Source organism: Salinivirga sp., assembly GCF_055145285.1.
The window spans coordinates 1-21,643 of the sequence record NZ_JBSRDC010000028.1 but is presented as its reverse complement, the minus strand read 5'-3'; the positions used below and the strand labels follow the sequence as shown (position 1 = coordinate 21,643).

At 41.2% G+C, this 21,643-nt stretch carries 17 protein-coding genes and 1 pseudogene; 13 read left to right on the top strand and 5 right to left on the bottom strand.

Annotation, left to right across the window (positions count from 1 at the left end; genetic code table 11):
• Nucleotides 1–43: 43 nt before the first annotated feature.
• From ACTB0Y_RS06115 to ACTB0Y_RS06100, 4 genes and pseudogenes are all read right to left on the bottom strand, one after another.
• A pseudogene (locus ACTB0Y_RS06115) lies at nt 44–1,323 on the bottom strand (DNA polymerase III subunit gamma/tau); the annotation flags it as partial.
• An 83-nt stretch (nt 1,324–1,406) separates the two neighbouring features.
• The gene (locus ACTB0Y_RS06110; RefSeq protein ID WP_463205926.1) at nt 1,407–3,203 is read right to left on the bottom strand and encodes a lysophospholipid acyltransferase family protein; all 1,797 of its coding nucleotides are present in this window, start codon (nt 3,201–3,203) and stop codon (nt 1,407–1,409) included.
• Nucleotides 3,204–3,245: 42 nt separating this feature from the next.
• Nucleotides 3,246–3,947 carry a cell division ATP-binding protein FtsE gene (locus ACTB0Y_RS06105; protein WP_463205925.1) on the bottom strand — a complete coding sequence of 234 codons (702 nt, stop codon included), beginning with the start codon at nt 3,945–3,947 and terminating at the stop codon, nt 3,246–3,248.
• Between the two features lie 180 nt (nt 3,948–4,127).
• Nucleotides 4,128–5,543 (bottom strand): tetratricopeptide repeat protein, encoded by a 1,416-nt coding sequence (locus ACTB0Y_RS06100; RefSeq protein ID WP_463205924.1) that lies wholly within the window; start codon nt 5,541–5,543, stop codon nt 4,128–4,130.
• A gap of 238 nt (nt 5,544–5,781) precedes the next feature.
• Between ACTB0Y_RS06100 and ACTB0Y_RS06095 the strand changes: the two genes are divergently transcribed.
• The 11 genes from ACTB0Y_RS06095 to ACTB0Y_RS06045 all read left to right on the top strand — a co-directional run bounded on the left by ACTB0Y_RS06095 (nt 5,782) and on the right by ACTB0Y_RS06045 (nt 18,170).
• Complete coding sequence (locus ACTB0Y_RS06095; RefSeq protein WP_463205923.1) at nt 5,782–6,969, top strand: acetyl-CoA C-acetyltransferase; 1,188 nt, start codon at nt 5,782–5,784, stop codon at nt 6,967–6,969.
• 19 nt (nt 6,970–6,988) lie between these two features.
• Nucleotides 6,989–8,029 (top strand): alpha/beta fold hydrolase, encoded by a 1,041-nt coding sequence (locus ACTB0Y_RS06090; protein ID WP_463205922.1) that lies wholly within the window; start codon nt 6,989–6,991, stop codon nt 8,027–8,029.
• Nucleotides 8,030–8,041: 12 nt separating this feature from the next.
• Entirely contained in the window at nt 8,042–8,785 is a 744-nt protein-coding gene (fabG, locus tag ACTB0Y_RS06085) for a 3-oxoacyl-ACP reductase FabG (RefSeq protein ID WP_463205921.1), read from the top strand.
• Between the two features lie 72 nt (nt 8,786–8,857).
• A complete protein-coding gene (locus ACTB0Y_RS06080) occupies nt 8,858–9,847 on the top strand; it encodes a 3-oxoacyl-ACP synthase III family protein (protein ID WP_463205920.1) in 990 nt (329 codons plus the stop codon).
• Nucleotides 9,848–9,865: 18 nt separating this feature from the next.
• Nucleotides 9,866–11,419, top strand: a complete 1,554-nt coding sequence (locus ACTB0Y_RS06075; RefSeq protein ID WP_463205919.1) for a sodium:solute symporter family transporter — start codon at nt 9,866–9,868, stop codon at nt 11,417–11,419.
• A 54-nt stretch (nt 11,420–11,473) separates the two neighbouring features.
• Nucleotides 11,474–12,991: a class I adenylate-forming enzyme family protein gene (locus tag ACTB0Y_RS06070; protein WP_463205918.1), complete on the top strand. Its 1,518-nt coding sequence runs from the start codon at nt 11,474–11,476 to the stop codon at nt 12,989–12,991.
• A 29-nt stretch (nt 12,992–13,020) separates the two neighbouring features.
• Entirely contained in the window at nt 13,021–14,043 is a 1,023-nt protein-coding gene (locus tag ACTB0Y_RS06065; protein WP_463205917.1) for a 3-oxoacyl-ACP synthase, read from the top strand.
• Nucleotides 14,044–14,232: 189 nt separating this feature from the next.
• Nucleotides 14,233–15,039 (top strand): hypothetical protein, encoded by an 807-nt coding sequence (locus ACTB0Y_RS06060; protein ID WP_463205916.1) that lies wholly within the window; start codon nt 14,233–14,235, stop codon nt 15,037–15,039.
• Between the two features lie 138 nt (nt 15,040–15,177).
• Nucleotides 15,178–16,776 carry a hypothetical protein gene (locus ACTB0Y_RS06055; RefSeq protein WP_463205915.1) on the top strand — a complete coding sequence of 533 codons (1,599 nt, stop codon included), beginning with the start codon at nt 15,178–15,180 and terminating at the stop codon, nt 16,774–16,776.
• An 11-nt stretch (nt 16,777–16,787) separates the two neighbouring features.
• On the top strand, nt 16,788–17,759 hold the full coding sequence (locus ACTB0Y_RS06050; protein WP_463205914.1) for an alpha/beta fold hydrolase: 972 nt from the start codon (nt 16,788–16,790) through the stop codon (nt 17,757–17,759).
• A gap of 6 nt (nt 17,760–17,765) precedes the next feature.
• The gene (locus ACTB0Y_RS06045; protein WP_463205913.1) at nt 17,766–18,170 is read left to right on the top strand and encodes a hypothetical protein; all 405 of its coding nucleotides are present in this window, start codon (nt 17,766–17,768) and stop codon (nt 18,168–18,170) included.
• A 57-nt stretch (nt 18,171–18,227) separates the two neighbouring features.
• Here ACTB0Y_RS06045 and idi read toward each other — a convergent pair whose 3' ends face one another.
• Complete coding sequence (idi, locus tag ACTB0Y_RS06040) at nt 18,228–18,743, bottom strand: isopentenyl-diphosphate Delta-isomerase (protein WP_463205912.1); 516 nt, start codon at nt 18,741–18,743, stop codon at nt 18,228–18,230.
• Nucleotides 18,744–18,946: 203 nt separating this feature from the next.
• Between idi and ACTB0Y_RS06035 the strand changes: the two genes are divergently transcribed.
• Both ACTB0Y_RS06035 and ACTB0Y_RS06030 read left to right on the top strand, forming a co-directional pair.
• Nucleotides 18,947–20,296, top strand: coding sequence for an MATE family efflux transporter (locus ACTB0Y_RS06035; RefSeq protein ID WP_463205911.1), 1,350 nt, complete (start codon nt 18,947–18,949; stop codon nt 20,294–20,296).
• Between the two features lie 471 nt (nt 20,297–20,767).
• Nucleotides 20,768–21,439 (top strand): outer membrane beta-barrel protein, encoded by a 672-nt coding sequence (locus ACTB0Y_RS06030; protein WP_463205910.1) that lies wholly within the window; start codon nt 20,768–20,770, stop codon nt 21,437–21,439.
• The last annotated feature ends 204 nt before the right edge of the window (nt 21,440–21,643 follow it).

The window sequence follows — 21,643 nt, the reverse complement described above, 5'->3', positions numbered from 1 at the left end:
TTTTGTCGAAGTTTACATTTTGAGTTTCTTCTACCGGTGTGGAAGCTTGTTCGGTGGTTTCCTTTGGGCTTTCTCCTGGTTCTGCTTCTTCTAACTGGTTATTACTGCTGGCGTTTAATTCGTGTTTGAGCGATACACTTTTGGGCGCCTTGTAAATGGGCTTCCGTTTTTTTTCTGTGGGTCTGCCTTTTACAGTCGTCTCTTCTACGTCCGAACTACTTTTTTTTTTTCAACGGTAATAACGCCAAGCTCGTAGAGTGATAGTTCCACTGTTAACCGCTGGTCTTTGGATGTGCGATAACGGCCTTCAGCTTCTGATAAAATTTTAAGTCCATTAAAAAGAAAATGAATAGGACATTTTTTTGCCTGTTCAAGATATTTCTCACGTATGTCGCCACTAACATCTAGTAGTTTGAGGGAGTTGGGGTTTTTACTTACCAGCAGGTCGCGTAAATGTTTGGCCAGGCCTGTTATAAAGTGCTGGCCGTCAAAACCCCGTTGTATAATTTCATTATAAATCAGAAACAGTTCGCTTACTTCATTGGCCAGACTATGGTCCACTATACGGAAAAAGAAGTCGTAATCCAGCACATTGAGATTTTCAATGGTTTGCTGATAAGTAATGCCTCCGCCTGAAAAGCTGGCAATTTGGTCGAAAATGGATAATGCATCGCGCATACCACCATCGGCTTTTTGTGCTATTACATGCAAGGCCGCTTCTTCGTAAGTAAGGTTTTCTTGCTCTGCTACGTATTTCAGGTGTTCTACGGCTTCCCCGACTGTAATTCGATTGAAATCAAATACCTGACATCTTGAAATAATGGTGGGTAGTATTTTGTGTTTTTCTGTGGTAGCAAGAACAAATATGGCGTGGGCGGGGGGCTCTTCCAATGTTTTCAGGAAAGCATTAAATGCCGATGCTGATAACATATGCACCTCATCAATGATATAAACGCTGTATTTGCCAACTTGCGGCGCAATTCTCACCTGTTCAATGAGTCCGTGAATGTCTTCCACCTTGTTCTTTGATGCGGCATCGAGCTCATGAATATTGTACGAGCGATTTTCGTTAAATGCTTTGCATGATTCGCATTCGCCGCAGGCTTCGAAATCTTCTGTTGGGTTGAGGCAATTGATTGTTTTGGCAAAAATACGTGCAATACTGGTTTTCCCAACACCTCTCGGGCCGCAGAACAGGTAGGCATGTGCCAGTCTGTTGTTTTGAACGGCATTTTTTAAGGTTTTGGTAACAGATCGTTGCCCCACTACTGTGTTAAAGGAGTGAGGACGGTATTTTCGTGCAGAAACAATGTAGTTTTCCATAACTTAGCAACTCGAAAACAAAGATAGAAAAAATTCCAGGGATACAATGATGGCTCCGGGTCTAAAAAACTATTTTTTCAGGTTCATGAGTTTTGTTTCTGCTTTCTTGTTTTTTTTGCGTACCCAGCCTCTTCTTCCTCACGTTTTTCGTCATCTGTTATTTTAAAACGGTCCAGTATGCTGTTGTCATTTACTTCTTTCGAAAGCGACTCGATCATGTTGAAAGGCACTTCGTATAGGTCCAGAATGACCAATCCGTCAAGTGCATTGTTGAATTTTGGATCGATGTTGAACCCAATGATTTTGGCATTCTGCTTCAGGTATTTTTTCAATAGCACCGGCATGCGGTAATTAGTTGGTTCAATATCGCTAATAAAGCGGTCTACCTTATTAATATCGTTTCGGGTGTTTTCCAGCACAATGTCGGTATCGTAACGCGACTGTACCTTGAATTTTTTACGCGGGGTAATGAGCCTGCCCAGTTCGTGATTAAAATGATTTTGCTTAAGAAATTTAATGATAAGGTCTTTTGAGAACTTTGAAAATTGATTGCTTATGCTTACCGGCCCAATGAGGTACCGGTATTCCGGGTGTTTTAGCAGGAAGTAAAGTATGCCTTTCCACAGCAGGAACAGCGACATGGGTTTGCGTTGGTAAGGTTCGGTTATAAAACTTCTACCCAGTTCAATACTTTCTTCGAGTATGGGTGTAAAGTCTTTGTGAATTTTGAAAAGGCTTCGGGTGTAAAAGCCTTTTACTCCGAATTGTGAAATAATTTCTTTACCTTTTCCTACGCGGTATGCGCCTACAAGCTGTTCTTCTTCATTGTCCCAAATAAAAAGTTGATTGTAATAGAGGTCAAATTCGTCGATGTCAATGCTTCGGTTTGTGCCTTCACCTACTGCCCGAAAAGTAATTTCTCTGACGCGGCCAATTTCTCTGTGTATATTTGGAATTTCGAGGGTGGGTGCACAATAAACTGTATATTTTTCACTTGTGAAAAGTTCATAGTCTTTAATTCTTTTGAGTTCAGCATTTATTGTATCCATTGGCACCGGATCAATTATTTTGGATGGCTCTTTTTCGCGTTTTAAGGCTGTTTTAAAGAACTTTTTTACTTCTATTTCTGATTCCAATGCGTAGGTTTTTGCTCTTAAGTACCTTCCATACTTGTCCAGGTCGTCTATTCCTTCCGTTTCTGCTGGAGTAATCGGGCTACCAATGCGTACTCTTATTTCTTTCTTTTTTCCAAAAAACTCACCAGCCGAGCCCAATATTGGGTGGATAGAACTAACCATATGAAAAAGGTTGCTGTTTTTTCCCTGGAAATATATTGGAATGATGGGCACTTCAAGGCTTTGCAAGAGTTTGAGGTAGGCATTTTTCCAACGCCGGTCGGCCACCATTTTTGTGTTTGAGTCGTAAGTAGCGACTTCTCCTGCCGGGAAAAAGCCAAGTGCTTCATTTTTTCCAATATGTGTAACAACTTGTCGCATGCCCGAAAGGCTTGGTTTTACTTCTGCCTTGCGTTTACTGGTGTCGAAGCGTATAAAATATTCACTCAGCGGATATATTTTCCACAAAATAGGTGTTGCCAGTATTTTAAAATCGGGTCGGCGACGTAGCAATAAATGGAGTAATATAATGCCATCGATGCCACCAAAGGGGTGATTGGAAATGGTTACAAACGGGCCTTCTTTGGGTATTCTGTCCAAATCATCGTCTTTTACCACAATGTTGAGTCCAATATCATTAATAATTTTTTCGACATACTCGGGGTTTCCTTTCTTCAGTGTTGTGCCCGCACCTAATCCTGAGGTTTTGAGTAAGAAATCGAAAAAGTGCTTAGTGATACGAATAGACGTGCTTAATATAGACATTATATAAATCCTTTCAATTTTCTCTTTATGCAGTAATTCATGTTAAAGATTGTCAAATTCAATGATTTTATTTTCGCGTTCATTAAGTTTGCCATCCTCAATTTTCATGGTTGGAGCGCTGAATTTTTTAAGCATTTCATAATCATGTGTTGCCATTATTACTGCCCTGCCGCTATTTTTAATTTCAAAAAGCAATTCCATAATACCCCCTGATGTATCCGGATCCAGGTTTCCTGTTGGTTCATCGGCTAATATTATTTCAGGGTCATTGAGAAGTGCTCGTGCAATAGACAATCTTTGCTGTTCTCCACCCGACAATTCGTGTGGCATTTTGTATCCCTTATAGCCCAAACCAACTTTTTCCAGGACATCCTGAATTCTTTGTTCCATATCCTTTTTCTTCCTCCAGCCTGTGGCTTTCAGTACAAATGTGAGATTTTCGTTTGCTGATCGGTCTGTAAGTAACTGAAAATCCTGGAATACAATACCAATTTTGCGACGCAGATAGGGAATTTGTTTCTTTTTTAAATTGGCCAGATCGTATTCGGCTATTTTGCCTTCACCTTTTTGTAAAGGTATTTCGGCGTATATTGTTTTAAGTATACTTGACTTACCTGTGCCGGTTTTACCAATAAGATATACAAATTCGCCTTTCTTTACAGTGAAGTTAACATCACTCATTACAAGGTGATCTTTATGGTAAATATCAGCGTTGGTCAGTTCTATTATTTTATCAAGTGACATATCTCAATTTTATGTAAATATAATGTTTTAAAGTATTCCAATCAAATTTGCAAATATAACTTAACATGGAAACACACTGCAATTTTGGACTAAAAAAATCCTATTTACCCGGGTGGGTTTTTTATTTAAGAACCCATAAAACAGCTTAATAAAAATTTGTTTGGTAGGGATATGACTGTATTATACGTCGAATGCTTTATGCCTGATTATGTCAGGAATGTGCGGTTTTACTTCGTTGATTAGTTCGCGTATTTTTTTTTCTTTGTGTTTATTCTTTTTCATCTCGGTGAGTGAGATTATTAAATTTTTCTGTGTGTCTGTAAAGTTAGCTTCTGTTTCGAGGTAAGCACTCACCCAATAATACCATTGAATTGTTGGGAGATAGCGGGCTTTACCCAAAAATTCTCGTTCTTTGTTCACCAAATGACTCCTGCGTATTGTCGTGAGCGTTTTTTTATATTTGCGCTGTTCAAAGAGTGTTTGCAAATATGCCGTGTAAAACGTGTGCCAGCGGTGTTCGAAAATTTCTTTTCGGTAGGTATGGCTGAATGTTTCTCCATAGCTCTCGGCTTGCTGAACTTTGCCGTTGGCCATTAATGTGCGTAAGTATAAGGAAACAAAACCTACCCGATTATAAAAGCTGTTGGTGTGTTTAAGTTCAGCTATAGCTAATTGCATTAGCTTGAGCGCATCTTTATTTTTCTTTTGTTTAAGCAGTATTCCACATAAATTATTGACATAAAAAAGGTAATCGCTGTTTTTCTGGCGAACCGACAAGTAGCCGTATTCTGCTGCTTCGTCAAGTTCTCCGCGTTTTTGATACATCATGGCCCGGTTGGCGTAAAAGTTTGCTAAAATGCGTTTGGAGTAAAACGTAGGGGATCTGAGGATCCGGTCCAACTCATCGGTTGTCGCCTTCATGTCGTCGAAACGTCGATAATTATAATAAACGTAAAGTAGACGAACAACCGCCCGGTAGCGTGTGTAACCGTCGAGTTTTTCGTTGTGGAACGTTTTCGTTAGAAAGTTAATCCACTGTTCTGATTCCTGATCTGATGAACTATGCTGCTGGATAATATCAAAACTTGCATTATTGAGTTTATTGTTAGTAGCTACAATACGTTTATAACGCTGTTGGTATTTTTCTAGAAAATCTGACACCTGGGTGTAATAAATCATGCGAATGCGAATGATCAGAAAGTCCCTGAAGTTTTGTACCAGTTCATAAAATTGCGGAAAGTAATATTGGCTGGGATTGGCTTTGTTTAGATACTGTATCAGTGCTTTTTCTTCTTCTGCAGCAATGGCATCAGTCATAATTTTTTGTTCCAGATCCTTTATCCAGGCAAAAAATCGATCTACATCCAGGTGCTCCAGTTTTTGCTGAATCCATTTTTTCAGGTTGGAATATTTTCTTTTATCTATCGAAGGATCAAATGGTAATCTGTTTCCCGGGTTCTGACTATTATAATGGATAAGTTGAAGAATCCTTAGCGAGTCTTCGCCCTGCAAGTGATTATCTTTTAGTAAATAATAAATTTCATGAGGATAGAGGGCATGGGCAAATTTGGTGAAGCTTTCTAATTGGGCACGCATAAACGGATTTTTGTGCAATATAACATTAAACCTAAAAATTTGCAATCTTCAAAAGCTGTTTAATTATTCGGGATCAGTCAGTGTAGTAGTTGATGTTTTTAATGTTCAGTTTGTCAGTTATTTAAGCTATGGTGTTATTCGTGATGTTTTAAAAGTCAGCCCCACTAATATGCTTTGATTTAGCGATGATTCATCACCTTTCCACTTATTTCACATCAAAATTAAAACTTAGAAAATTATGAGAGAAGTTGTAATAGTTTCTGCTGCCCGTACAGCCATCGGTACTTTTGGAGGAGGATTTGCCGGTTTAAGTCCCGTTGATTTGGGTGTGCATGCAGCAAAAGAAGCAATAAAAAGAGCAGGAATTGCTCCCGAAGAGATACAGGAAACACTAATTGGCAATATCTTGTCAGCAGGTCAGGGCCAAAACGTAGCCCGTCAGATATCTATTCACAGTGGAGTGCCAGAAACCACTCCTGCTATGACTGTTAATAAATTATGTGGGTCGGGTTTGCGTACGGTTATTATGGCAGCTCAGTTTATTGCCCTGGGCGACGTTGATGTTATACTCGCCGGAGGTACCGAAAGCATGTCTAATGCTCCTTACTTGCTACCAAGGGCACGCTTTGGCTATAAAATGGGACATGGACAACTAGAGGATAGCATGATTAAAGATGGTTTGTGGGATATCTTTAATGATTACCACATGGGCGTAACAGCTGAAAATATTGCAGAGCAATGGAATATTGGCCGTGCCGAACAAGATGAGTTTGCAGCCAATTCGCAGCAAAAAGCCGAGGCAGCCCAAAAAAGTGGACGTTTTGCAGATGAAATAGCCCCTGTTTCTATACCTCAGCGTAAAGGAGAGCCAGTTGTTATGGACACAGATGAGTTCCCGCGCCATGGTGTAACTGCCGAAAAACTGAGCAAGCTGCGACCAGCTTTTAAGAAAGATGGTTCGGTTACAGCAGGCAATGCATCGGGTATCAACGATGGCGCTTCTATGCTCATTGTAATGTCTGCTGAGAAAGCCAAAGCATTAGGTTTAAAACCGCTTATGCGTATAAAATCATATGGCAATGCGGCCCTGGATCCTAAAATTATGGGATACGGACCTGTACCTGCCACACGTCAGGCTCTGGAACGGGCGAACATGACAGTTGAAGATCTGGATCTTATTGAATTAAATGAAGCCTTTGCAGCGCAATCGCTTGCTGTAGTAAGAGACCTTAAGTTGAATCCCGACATTGTGAATGTAAATGGTGGTGCCATTGCCCTGGGACACCCTATTGGCGCTTCAGGAGCACGCATCCTCACCACGCTTATTTATGAAATGCAAAAGCGCAATGTAAAAACCGGTCTGGCATCGCTTTGTATCGGTGGTGGGCAAGGTTCAGCTCTTATTATTGAAAATGTAAATGCATAACACTTAACCTGGCTTAGCTATGGTGCGACCTCATTTTTTGCATACCAATCGTATAAAGATACATTACCTGGAACGGGCCGGCAATGGGCCGGTACTCTTCTTTATTCATGGTAATGGTTCTTCATCGGTTTTTTGGAAGAAACTGATGGGGCGATTGCCCGAATCTTATCGTGCCATCGCTCCTGATTTGAGAGGTTTTGGACATAGCGAAGCTGCTGTTGTCGACGCTACGCAGGGTTTTGCTGATTATGTCGATGATATTGTTGCTTTGATGCAAACATTAGATATTGATCGTGCGCATTTCGTGGGCCACTCGCTTGGGGGAGGTATGCTTTTCTCGCTTGTGGCAGATTATGCTTCAAAAGTGCAATCTTTAACCCTGGTTAATCCCGCTTCGCCTTATGGTTTTGGTGGAACAAAGGGGATAAATGGCATGCCATGTATGCCAGATTTTGCCGGGTCGGGTGGGGGTATAGTCAACCCTGATTTTCTACAGAGACTGATTGCTAAAGACCGTAGTTTAGCCGATGCCAATGCCAGCCCTAAAGCTGTTTTGAATCGTTATTACTGGAAACCTCCTTTTGTGCCTGATAATGTGGATGAATTGCTTGAAAGCCTTTTTCAGGAAAAAACAGGCGATCAGTTTTATCCCGGAGATTTTCATAAAAGTCCGAACTTTCCTTTTGTTGGTCCGGGTATTTTTGGACCCATGAATGCAGCATCGCCGAAATATCTGGCTGGAAAAGCGGATGTCTTTATACAGACATCAGATAAACCTGATGTGATGTGGATTAGAGGCTCGCATGATGAGGTTGTAAGTGATCAGTCTGCATTTGATCCCGGTACATTGGGGAAAATAGGACTCTTGCCGGGCTATCCCGGGGAGGAGGTTTACCCTCCACAACCCATGGTAAGTCAGACTCGCTATGTGTTGGAGCAATATAGCCGGCAGGGCGGAAGGTTCGAAGAAATTGAAATGCAGGAAACGGGACATTCTCCATTTATAGAGAAACCTGAAGAATTTAAAAACCTTTTAATTACGTTTATTCAGAAAAATTAAAAAGATATACTTATGAAACGATTAGAAAATAAAGTAGCCATCATTACTGGTGGTGCAGACGGACTTGGAAAGGCAGGAGCTGAGAAATTTGCTCGCGAAGGAGCAGATACAATTATTTGGGACGTCAACAGTGAAAAAGGACAGGCTGTTGCAGATGATATTAACAAGGATGGCGGTAAAGCCCGGTTCATGAATGTGAACACAGCCGATTTTGACGCAGTGGAAAAAGCTGCTAACAAGATCTTATCTGAAACAGGCAAGATCGATATTCTGGTAAACAATGCAGGTATTACACGCGATGCCAGTCTGAAAAAAATGACTCCCGAGCAATGGCAACAAGTGATTGACGTGAATTTGACCGGTGTATTTAACTGTACCAAAGTTATTGGTGTGCAAATGGCACAAAATAAGTCGGGACGTATCATCAATACTTCTTCTGTGGTTGCATTATACGGTAACTTTGGTCAAACTAATTATGTGGCCACCAAAGCCGGTGTTATTGGAATGACTAAAACATGGGCCCGGGAATTAGGTTTTAAAGGAGTTACTGTAAATGCAGTGGCGCCGGGTTTTATTATGACAGATATGGTGCGCAAAATGCCGGAGAATGTGCTTGAAATGATGCAAAGCAAGGTGCCTTTAGGTCATCTAGGTGAACCGGAAGATATTGCCAATGCATATCTTTTCCTGGCCAGCGATGAGGCACGTTATGTAAACGGTGCTGTACTGAGTGTAGATGGCGGAATGACCATTTAACAAATAGATACTTGATCAGGGTAATGCCTAAAAAGCGTTACCCACATTTAGGCTAACTTTAAAATTGTTAACATGCAAAATGCAGTAATACATTCAAATGGCATGTACGTCCCTGAACGGGTTGTATCGAATAAGTATTTTGATGAGCTGTTGGGCGAAAATGTGAGCGACTGGCTGGAGGAGTTTGTGGAGATATATGAGCGCCGGTGGTGTGCCGAAAATGAATCCACAGCTGATCTGGCCGCAGCCGCAGCCCGTCAGGCAATGCAACGCGGTAATGTGAAGCCCGAAGAGGTCGATTTGTTGATAATTTCTACAGATACGCCAGAGTTTATTTCACCTTCTACATCTTCGAAGGTGCAACATATGCTGGGACTTAAGCATGCCGGTACTTTTGATATCAATACTGCATGTGCCGGTTTTGTTACCGGACTCGATATTGGCGCTAAATACATCAGAGCCGATGAGCAATACCAGACAGTTTTGGTTATAGGCGCCTATGCCATGAGTAAATACATCAATAAACTGGATAAGAAAACAGCCAATTTGTTTGCTGATGGAGCAGGGGCCTTTATCCTTAAAGCTGAAAACGATAGTGCCCGTGGTATGCAGGCAAGCCGGCTCATTACACATGGTCAGTATCACGATTACATGGGCATTTTTGCCGGGGGAACCCATCAGCCTGTAACTAAAGAAGTTATTGACCAGGGAGATCATTTGCTTAAAATTGCTAAAAAGTTTCCACCGGAAATTAACCCGGAAACATGGTCGGCAATTGCCAGGGAACTCAGTAGCAAAACGGAAACGCCACTGAATGAATATGCACAGTTTTTCCTCACACAAATCAATATCAACAGCATAAGAGAAACGATGGACCGCCTTGAATTACCGCGCGAAATAGCTCAAACCAGCATGCATTATTATGGTTACACAGGGTCTGCATGCATTCCGCTGGCTTTTGAAGATGCCTTACAGGCCGGTAAAATAAAACGGGGCGATTCGCTTATGTTTATTGGTTCGGGAGGAGGACTGGCATTTGCAGGAGCAAGCTTTATTTATTAATAATCAAAATTTTACACCGTGGATACGCAATCATTTGTTATCGGAACCTGGATTTTAATTTCATTATATATCGGAGCCATCTTATTTTTCGTTATCAGGGGGGCCCTCAAAACCCAATCTATTGCTGACTTTGCAGTAGGCAATATTCAGTTCTCTCCAACGGCTGTTGGCCTTTCGTTAGCAGCATCCATTACAAGCGCAGCCACTTTTGTGGTGAACCCCGGATTTATAGCCAATTATGGTTTTAGCGGAGTGCTGTCTTTTTGCGTCTTTTTTCCTTTGGCAGCCATGGTTTCATTGGTTGTGCTGACAAAAAGTTTTCGCAAATACGGACAAAAAATCAAGGCACTTACACTCGCACAATGGATTGGTGACCGATACAGCAGTAAGACCTATTCTTTGCTGATGGCATTTCTTTCATTATTGATGATTACTTTCATTGTTTTAATAGTAGTGGCTATCACCAAAGTACTTTCCAAAGCACTTGATATAGGCGAAATGTATGTGCTCATCGGATTGGTGGCTTTTGTATTTGGATACATGATGTTTGGAGGAGCTAATTCCATGGTTTATACTAATTCCATACAAGCTATTGTAATGTTGGTTGTAGCTGTTATTCTCCTCACTTCTGGTTATGAGCATTTCAAGGGCGGTATAGATGCTTTTGTAGAAAGATTGCGCAACATTGATCCGTTATTGGTTAAGCCTACTAACCCTGAGAGTTGGCTGTTCCGTGATTTCTACGAAATTATTTTTGCACAAATTGTGGTCGGTATTGCCGTGGTGGTGCAACCACACATCATTACCAAATCGCTGTTGCTAAAAGATGAAAAACAGGTTAATAAATTTTTGGCAGTTGCCGTTTCTGCCGAAGTGTTGTTTTTTATTGTGGCTTTTGCTGGCTTGTATGCCCGCCTTACATTTCCTGATCTGACTTTTCAGGGAGAGGCATTGAAAAACGACGGTATTATTCCAGCATATGTGGTGGCTGCTTTTTCACAGGGGTGGGTTTCTGTATTAATTGGTCTGATTGTTATTTTGGGACTCATTTCAGCCGGTCTTTCCACGCTTGAGGGACTTATTCAATCTGTATCAACTACCATAACTTCTGACATTGTAAAACCTCTTAGCCGCAGGTCTTTGAGTGAAAAGCAGCTCATGTTTATTAATAAATTGGCTATCATTGGGCTGGCAGCCATTACCATCATGATTTCGTGGCAACAAATAGTTTCCCCGAAACTTAGTGTGGGTATTTTGGCGCAAAATGGGGTGTATGCTTATTTCTCAGCTGCCTTTATTCCGGTGCTTTTTGGTATTTTTCTCAAAAAAGTTGATTACCGGGCACCTTTGGCTGCCACAATAACTTCAATTTTTGTGCATTTTAGTGTATATTACATCTTGCCTATTTTGGTTGAAAGTTATGGCCTAAATTTCGGCTTTTTTACCAAATATCTGCAAGGAGCAGTGCGTAATCCGGCAATTGCTGCATCAACTGCCATTGTTTTAAGTACACTTGTAGGAATTGCTGTACATCGCAGCACATTACGCAAACAAATTAACAGTGCAGTTTAAAATATTGGTGAAACTATACGTACCAACAGTAGATCGCTAAACAGAAACTATAATATGGAATATTTTGATTGGTTCAATAAATGGAATATTTACAATCCTGATAAAACCGCTTTTAAAGAATACGAAACCGGTCGCAAATATACCTACGCACAGGTAAATCATCTGGCAAATCTTACAGCGCAATATTTTATAGATGACCTGGGACTAAAAACAGGCGACAGAGTGGCGGTGCTGTCTGAGAATAATTTGGAATACATGGTGCTTTTTTCTGTAGCACAAAAAACCGGGCTTACATTGGTTCCATTAAATTACCGGCTTACATCGCGTGAATTAGATTTTATGCTCACCGACAGTGATCCTGATTTGGTGATATGGGAGGAGCACTTTGCCGATAAAATTCAGCAAGCACCAGCATTCGAGGCTGTAGAGCACCGTTTGCCGATGGAGAAATTGGATAAGATGCATTATGATTTTAAGGCAAAGAAAACTATTGATTATTCCGGGAATCATAAATTTGACGAGAATCACCCCATTTTTCTGATTTATACTTCGGGCACAACTGCCTTTCCAAAAGGAGCAAGGTATACCCACAAAATGTTATTGTGGAATAGTCTTAATACGGAAATTCGGTTAGATATCACCTCTGCCGACCGGGCCATAAATTGCGCTCCACCTTTCCATACCGGCAGCTGGAATGTATTACTGGCCACTTTTGTGCTGCATGGAGCATACACCTTACTTATGCGGAATTTTGATGCCGATGCCGTTTTGGAACAAATGGAGACAGATAAACATACCATCTTCTGGGGCGTACCTACCATGCTGAAACTGATGGTTGAGTCTACGAAGTTTGAAGGAGCCGATTTGAGCAGGATACGTTATTTCGTAATTGGCGGAGAAGCCATGCCCATTCCTTTAATCAAGATTTGGGACAAAAAAGGTGTGCCGGTCCGTCAGGGATATGGCCTTACGGAAGTAGGCCCCAATGTCACCTCCCTCGATCATAGTGATGCCATTCGCAAACAGGGATCCATCGGAACGCCAAATTTTTTCTACCACACAAAGCTGGTCAATGAACAAGGCAAAGAAGTGGGTAGTGATGAAATTGGCGAGTTAATTATTAAATCTGATACGGTAACGCCCGGATATTGGAAAAATGAAGAGGCGACTCGGGAAACTATTATCGATGGATGGTTTCATACAGGTGATTTAATGCAGCGCGATAGTGAAGGTTATTTATACGTGGTAGATCGCATAAAAAATATGTACATCTCAGGCGGCGAAAATGTGTATCCGGCTGAAGTGGAGCATTTAATCAGGCAATTAGATGATGTGCGGGATGTAGCAATTATTGGCGTGCCGCATGAGAAATGGGGTGAAACCGGAAAGGCATTTATTGTAAAAAAGAGTGGAAGTGATTTGAGCGAAAAACAGGTCATCGACTATTGTCTTAAGAACCTGGCCAAATATAAGACACCTGCATATATCAGGTTTCTGGAACAATTGCCAGTGAATAATGCCGGAAAAATAGATCGCAAAGCGTTGCGCGATCAGGAAAAAACAGAAGCATAAACAAATAATTGTTAAAGATACCTTTTACCATGAATAAAGATAAAGCAATTGGAATTGTCGGGTATGGCATTTATCTACCAGCGGGCCGGCAGTCTGCTGAAGAAATAGCAGCTGCGACAAATGGTATGTGGACTGCTGATGCTGTGCGTGAAAAACTTGGGATAGAACAAAAAGTAATCCCGGGTGAGCATGATGGCACCCAGGAAATGGGCGCTAAGGCGGCTAAAGATGCCCTGGAGCGTACGAATATTGATCCAATGGAGATCGATTTGCTGTTGAGCGTAGGTGAAGAGTGGAAAGAATATCCGCTTACCACATCAGGAATTTATATTCAGGAGCAGATAGGAGCGCGTAAAGCCTGGGCTATTGATGTTCAGCAGCGTTGTTGTTCTACCATTAGTGCGCTGAAAATGGCCAGAGATATGATGCTGGCCGATGAAAGCATAAACACTGTAATGATTGCAGGCGGATATCGGAATGGCGATTTTGTCGATTATACCGACAAAACCATGTCAATGATGTATAACCTTTCAGCTGCCGGAGGCGCTTTGATTCTGAAGAAAGGTTATGAGCACAATCAGCTTTTAGAATCGCATGTAATGAGCGATGGCTCTATGGCACGCGATGCAGGTGTAGTATACGGGGGAACAGAAAAACCCATAACGTGCGAAAATGTGAGGAAAGCCTACAAATCTTTAACATTGATGAATCCGCAACATATGAAAGAAAGGCTCAACGAAGTCTCAATGCATAACTGGATGCATTGTATCGACAAAGCATTGAGTAAATCCGGGTATGAGCGCAGTGATATTGATTATCTCGCAGTATTGCATTTTAAGCGGTCTATGCATCAGGTAATGCTGGATGAGCTTGGTTTGGCAGAAGATCAAACTGTTTATTTGAGTCAGTATGGCCATGCAGGACAAATTGATCAGATTATTTCGTTGCATTTGGGTTTGGAACAGGGAAAGATAAAGAAAGGAAGTGTTATATCTATGATCGCTGCAGGTATTGGCTATGCCTGGGCCGCAAATGTGATACGTTGGGGCTAACTTTTATTATACTGGTCAGGCCTCTTTAGGTTTGCTTTAAAATTATGAAATTAAGGGTTTTATGTTTTTTATGAGTGTTTTGTGTTCGTTAAGTCAGCCCGTTAAAACCAATTAAGAGGTACCTTTAGCTTTAAGAACATGTTAAATTTGTATAAGAAGATTATTTAAAACTAATAACTATTTGATTTAATGATGATTGCACTGCTTTCAAGCGCAGTTTTCATCAGTTGTAACGACGATGATGATGAGGATACATCAACCCCACCTGAATTTGCAGGTGCAAATTTGTCCGGAGATAACCTAACCGTTTCAGTGACATTTACACAAGGTGTTTATGGTGATGAAGCTGCCACAGAACCATTGACAGCTAATAGTTTTGCCGTGGTGCTTGCCGGCGGTACTGCTGTGATGGATGGTATAACTGTAGAGCATACTGCAGGAGCCGAAATTGCTGAAATTATGATCAATTACACTGAGCCAGCAAATGGTGAAGAAGTAATTACAATTGAGCCTTTATTTATCTATAACTCAGCGGGCGTTGCCATGAGTTCTGACCAAATGGCTACCGTTCAGCTGGCTGAACTAGGTATAATTGGAGAGTGGTATTCTTCTGGAAATAATGTAGCACCTTTGCTTGCTACTTATTTTAATGTAGATTCTATTTATGCCAATTTCAATAGCGATCAAACCTATTTGGTGGAAAGTTATGACCCGGATGGTGTTGAAACAGAGTATACCGGTACATATACCCAAACCAAAACTGATGTGGGTAACATCTATACGATTGTGCTTAATCAGAGTACTCCAAGCGCAATTACAAGCGAAGGTATATTTGAAGTAGTGCCCAATGGAGATGGATTTGATCTGAAATATGAAGTTGTACAAACTGAGCCAGACATCGGTAATACTCCACCAACCCCCTCAGGAGGTTTCGGATCATCGAATAATGGTGAGCTAGGCGATTCAAATATTCAAAAGTTCTTAATATTGAACTAATAAAAAAACATTTGCGGTTATGTGTCTTCTTTGAGGGCACATAACCACTTTTTTAAATGTTTTTTTAGATTTTCTATACCTTTAGTGCCATGCCGGTTTATACACACCTGATGGCAAACCCCACTTAATATTTAATCTATGAGACGTTTTTATCTAATTCTGCTTATTGCCCTGCTCGGGGTATTATGGGTCGTGAAGCCTGTGCGGGCGCAGCAACAACCAGTGCAGGTTTTTAAATATGATCTTCCGCGCGAACATGAGGATGAGTTTCAGTTTCTTGCATTTTTCCTGAATCAGGGGGTTGTGTCCAATTTTCATCCTAATAACACATTGCTCAAAGGGCAGGTGATTGGTCGTATGTTTGGGCAAAATTCTACAAATACAAGCGATTCGCTCACGTCTGCATATTTTGAACAGCGTATTTTACCTTTTTTCATTTATAAACCCAAGCTTTTTAATGGGAAGGCCATTTTAAGAGCTTCATTTGAAATAGACTGGACATGGGGCGATGTGGCCTACGGCACCGGAGGTAATTTTGGTTCAGCTCCTTCAGGAGATCAGGTAAACCTGCAAACCCAAAACGTAGAATTAGAATTTATCCCTGCTAAAGGGTGGTTTATTAACCTTGGTCTTCAACGCATGTATGACTCTCCGTATAATCCCTACCGCACTACAGTAGATAAAATGCTGGCTACTGGTTATCGTTTAGGATATTGGGGAACTGAAGGTGTCGGGTTAACGGTTCGCTACGATGACGATTATTATCGCCTTAAAGCCGGGTTCTATAAACTTTATGAATCACTCATACAGGAAAATGATGATGTGTCAATGGGTGAGCTCTTTTTCGAGAAAACCCTCACAAAGCAATGGCGCTGGGGTGGATCTGTCAATTATGTACGCGACAGGGCAAACGGCAAAGGGGGCGTGTCTATTTTGGGTCAGGGGCTCAATGCTACACAGCTCAATGCTTACAACGGAACTTTTAAATTCAATTTTGGCGATAAACCATACCGCGCTGACATTTTTTGGTTTGGAACATTCTTTAGCCGCAATCCCGATTACATGATGGACCGTGTTTACCTGAACGGTTTTTTCAATTATAACTATGGCCTTGCGGAAATCGATAATGAGGGCACCTGGGAAAAGGGTGCCGATATTGCAGGATTTGGTGCTAATTTAAGCGCCGGTTATCGCTATGGGCAAACCAAAAATGATATGATTTCTGTGGATGTGATTTATGCCAGTGGCGACGACGATGCTTTAAATGATAAAACCTATAATGGCGTACTTACCGGCAATATGTGGGCCTCACCAGGTAACGTTTTTATTGGTAGCGGAGCGCATTTGTTATTTCCGCATGGTAATGTGGTGAACCGGTTTACACCTGTTGTAGCCGACTTTTCAAATATGGGATACGGGCTTTTTGGCGGCACCTTTAATGCTGCGCGCGACCTGATACCACACAAATTAAATGTAAAAGTTGGCGCTGCGTATGCCATGAGTGTGGCTGAACCAGCAGGCGGAGGAAAAAACCTGGGTGCCGAAGTCAATGGTGTGGTAGCTTATAATTTCGGACCTTTTATGAGCCTCGAACTTCACGGCGCATATATGAGTCTGGGCGACTTTTTTGATAGCAACGATGCACGTTATGGGGCTGATGTGAACAGTACCTTTAATGATGAAAGACCAGTTGACCCGTGGACCGCTTTTATAGTGTTTAAATGGCTTATGTTTTAAAATTTATCCTTATGCAAACGATGAAAAATACAATAAAAATTACCTTGCCGCTAATACTCATGCTTGCTATGAGTTTTACCGCCTGTAGTCCATACAAGAACCTAACGCCAATGGACAGTATGCGTGAGGATTTGCAGTATCCTTTTGATGTAAAGTATGTGGAAATTTCAGGCAACCAGGAAATTGCTTATGTAGATGAGGGCAGTGGCAAAGAAACCATTGTGTTCATTCATGGTCTTGGTACATATCTGCGCGCATGGGAAAAAAATATAAGTGCTTTAAAATCGGAATACCGATGCATTGCAATTGACTTGCCAGGCTATGGAAAATCAACCAAATTACCACATGATGGTAGCATGACTTACTATGCCGATGTTGTAATGGAGGTGCTGGATAAGCTTAATGTTGAGTCAGCAGTGCTGGCCGGGCACAGTATGGGAGGACAAATATCAATGGTAGCAGCATTGCGGTATCCGCAGAAAGTAGAAAAGTTGGTATTGGCTTCGCCTGCAGGTTTTGAACGGTTTACAGAGGGCCAAAAAGAGTGGTTTCGGGAAGTTATGAGCCTTTCCGGCGTAAAAAAGACCACGGCCGAAAGCATTATGACCAATGCTGCTTACAATTTCTACAATATGCCTGATGATGCCGAATTTATCATTACCGATAGACTGGCTATGCGTAGTGCTGAAGATTTTGACCATTATTGTTATACAGTCGCCCAATCGGTAAACGGCATGGTCAATGAGCCTGTTATTGATAAGTTAGAGCAGATTAAGCAACCGACGCTAATCGTTTTCGGCGAGAACGACAATCTTATACCTAATCGTTACCTAAATCCCGGTTGGACCAAGGATATTGCTGAAATAGGAAATGAGAAAATTCCCAATAGCAAGCTTGTTATGTTGCCCAAATGCGGCCATTTCCTCCCATTTGAGAAAGCAGAGGCTTTTAACAATGCAATACGTCAATTTTTAAGTAATTAATTTGTTATGAGCCAGGAATACCTGAATACCAGTTATTGCCATATTCATTTTGATGAAGATATTCAGGCTGTAGTAATAGAATGGTTTGGATCTCCCAAAAGTGAGAATTTTAGGAGTGCCTGCATGCTGGCAATCAATGCACTGCAGGACCATAATACTTCGAAGGTACTAACTGACAATTCCAGAGCGGTAATTTTTAAAAGAGAAGACCAGCAATGGCTGAATGAAGAATGGTTACCTCAGGCTGAGAAAGCTGGATACAGAGCTTCAGCTACCATAACTAAAAAAGATCCTTTTGTGAAGTTTGCAGTTGACAATATTCTTAAGGGACGTGACCAGAGTAAGTTTCTCAACAAAAGGTTTGAATCGCGGGAGGAAGCTGTGAGCTGGCTGAAATCTTTAGATGTTTAACTTAAAAAAAGCCCTATAAAAAAATACCCGGTAATTTTTTGACCGGGTATTTTGTTTTTATATCACATTTTCATTTCGAAGGCGGTCGATAATAATTCGAAACCACACGGTATAAGATTCAGGGTGCAAACGAACTTCGCGATGAAGGTCGTTTATACTCATCCATTTCCATGAATGAACCTCTTCCGGGTTTATTACAGGTGTGCCATCATAATGGCCAAATAAAACATGGTCGAATTCATGCTCAATAAGGTCATTGTCGAATTGTGTATGGTAAATAATGCTCATCTCTTCTTTGAGGTCACAATTAAAGCCCATTTCTTCTTCAAGCCTTCTTTTGGATGCCGCTTCAACAGTTTCTCCGGGTCTGGGATGACTGCAGCACGTGTTACTCCAAAGGCCGGGCGTGTGATATTTGGTTTTGGCCCGCTGCTGCATCATCAAATGTCCTTCTTTGTTCCACACAAAAACAGAAAATGCACGATGAAGTATCCCTTTGCGGTGTACTTCCATTTTTTCTCCCGTTCCTATTTGGTTATCATTCTTGTCTACTAATATAATATCATCTGCCATTGTTTCTTGATTTTAAAAGTTGTGCAAGTTACATAAATTTTAAATATTTGCTATTTCTGCTCTTATAATCTTGCGCAACTACTACTTACAAATTTGCCATTCTATTGTTTATATTTGTTTGCTTTTGTTCGTTCTTGTGGGTGAATTTTTATTTGTTTTACATTGGTTTTTTATCTTTGCTTTCTGTTAATTAGAAAATATAAATGCCAGAAAAACACAAAGAACTGGGTACAACTAATATTAACAGGTTGTTACTCAAACTTTCTTTTCCAGCCATGATTGCCATGTTTGCTAATGCAATCTACAATATTGTGGATACAATATTTGTCGGTCGTGGTATTGGAGCACAGGGTATTGCAGGTGTTGCAATTGTATTACCTGTTATGGCTATTGTATCTTCTTTTGCACACATGATTGGTATTGGCACCGGAACCCTCATTTCGAGGCAGCTTGGCCGGAAAGAGGAAGAAAAAGTAAACAGAACTGCCGGAAATGGCTTTTTGCTGGTTATCATAGTAGGTGCATTTTTCAGCGTTGTTGGGTTTATTTTTACAGACCCCATTATGCGGGCCTTTGGAGCTACACCCACAATTTTGCCTTATGCCCACGATTATGGCAAAATTGTGTTTATTGGCATGTTGTGGTTTCCCTTTTGTGTGAGCTCCAACAATTACCTCCGGGCCGAAGGTAATGCACGGGATGCTATGAATGCCATGCTTTTGGGTATTGTAGTGAACGTAGTGCTCGATTATATTTTTATTTTTCCACTACAGATGGGGATGCAAGGTGCTGCGCTGGCTACAATTACCGGTAAATTTGCTACGCTGATATATCTAATTATCTATTTCAGGCAACCACATCATGCCATCAACTTCAGGTTTCGTTGTTTAAGACTTAATAAACAGGTCTTAAAACCGGCCTTATCTGTGGGTCTTTCAGGTTTTGGTATGCGTTCATCGAGCAGTGTGGCCAATGTGGTGCTTAATCATACACTTGGCGCACTGGGTGGTGATATGGCCATTGCCGTGTTTGGTGTAATATATAAAATCACCTTGTTTTTTGGAATGCCACTGTACGGCCTCAATCAAGGGATGCAGCCCATTGTGGGATATAATTTTGGAGCTGATAATCCGGAACGCATCAAAAGGACCATCAAGCTGGGTTTTATGTATGCTGTAGGGTATGGTATCGTGGCAATTATCTTTTTTCAAATATTTGCAGAGCCCATTTTCGGACTGTTTACAAAAGACCAAAATCTGATGCAGGAAGGACCGCGAGCCTTAAGAATCATCATCTCAATGATGTGGCTAATGGGTATTTATCAGACCACCATGGGTGCACATCAGGCTATGGGGCAACCACGCGCAGCTTTTGTGCTCGCCATACAACGGTGGGTGTTGCTCGTTACACCACTTGTACTTATTTTGCCCAATGTGTATAACCTGGGGCTTGATGGCGTATGGCTTGCATTTCCTTTGGCAGACTTCCTGGCAACTATTGTAGCGCTTATTTTCTTATTTATTACGCTACGGCGCAGGAGAATAGTAAAATAGACTGTAGAAGACAGGAGTTTGTGAAAATTCTGGAGTGAAAAGAAAATTTATGTAAAAACGCGCAGCAGGGGACGGGTAAAACTAAATATGAACCCGGCTGTTGACGACCCCGAAGAAGCCGTGGTGAGTGTGGAGCGTGCTGCCACATTTGAAAAATGGTTAGACCGGTAGCTGTTAATATTTTTGATCAACATTATTAGCAACATTATGCATCCGGTTTGAAAAAGATTACTATTTTTGGATGTAATTTTTGAAAATTAAATCCTGAAAAATGCACCGAGCCATGATCCGCTGGCTGACAGAATACACTGCGCCTTCGCATAGCTTCAGCAGAGCGAGGCTGCGCCTTTGCATAGCTTCGGCGAAGCAAGGCACGCGCATTGATTATATGGGAGTAAAAACCATGTGTGGCAGTAATCTGATTCATCATGGCGAGCTCCATATGACCACTAAAATCAAAATTATAAACAGATGAAAAAGCTAATTTATTGGAGTACTGTTCTTGTAATTGCATTATTATTTACTAATGGTTTAAGCGCTCAAAGGTGGTTCGATGTCCATGCAAATTTGTCTATCCCTGTAGGAGATTTTGGCGATGACGATGAAGGTGGAGCCGGAATTGGAGCCAATGGGGGTTTAAAATTTAATTACATTTTAGACGATTATGGTATGGGCGCATTCGCTGCGGCAGATTTTTTTATCAACGGTACTTCACAAGACGTGCAGGAGGATCTGGAAGATATGTTCGATGAAGCTTTTGGTGTACAGGCAAATTATGATTTCCCGCAGTTTCGCAATATTCCGTTTAGTGCCGGCCTCCAGTTTTACATAGATACCCATGAGGGTGTTGAAATTCTTTTAAATGGTGGATTAACAGCCAATTATTTGAATTATAGCGATTTTGAGATTGAAATAGAGGGTGATGTGCTTAAGGTAAGTGCAGATCCTGCATTTAATGTGGGGTTTAAAGTTGGGGCAGAACTACTGATCGCCAAAAGAATTAGTTTACAAGTTGGGTATTTCGGTTTAGGCGATCATGAATTAAGTATGACAACCTCTGCTCCCGGAATACCGACTGAGGAGTCGGAGTCTGACTTGAATGTCAGCATCCTTAGTGTTGGTCTTGGCTATCATTTCAGGTAAGCAGATTTGAGCTTCGGTATTGTAAATTGTTATTTCTCCAAATGCTGTTATACAAAGCAATCAATAAATTTAATACCTTTCCTGTTTTGTGCAATGGGGCACCCAATTTTGACATAACCCTACTTTTTTTGCTACAGGTCAAAAAAAGTAGGAAAAAAAACCCCGCCGCTTACAGAAAAATGCTAAAAATCTACTCGTTATGGC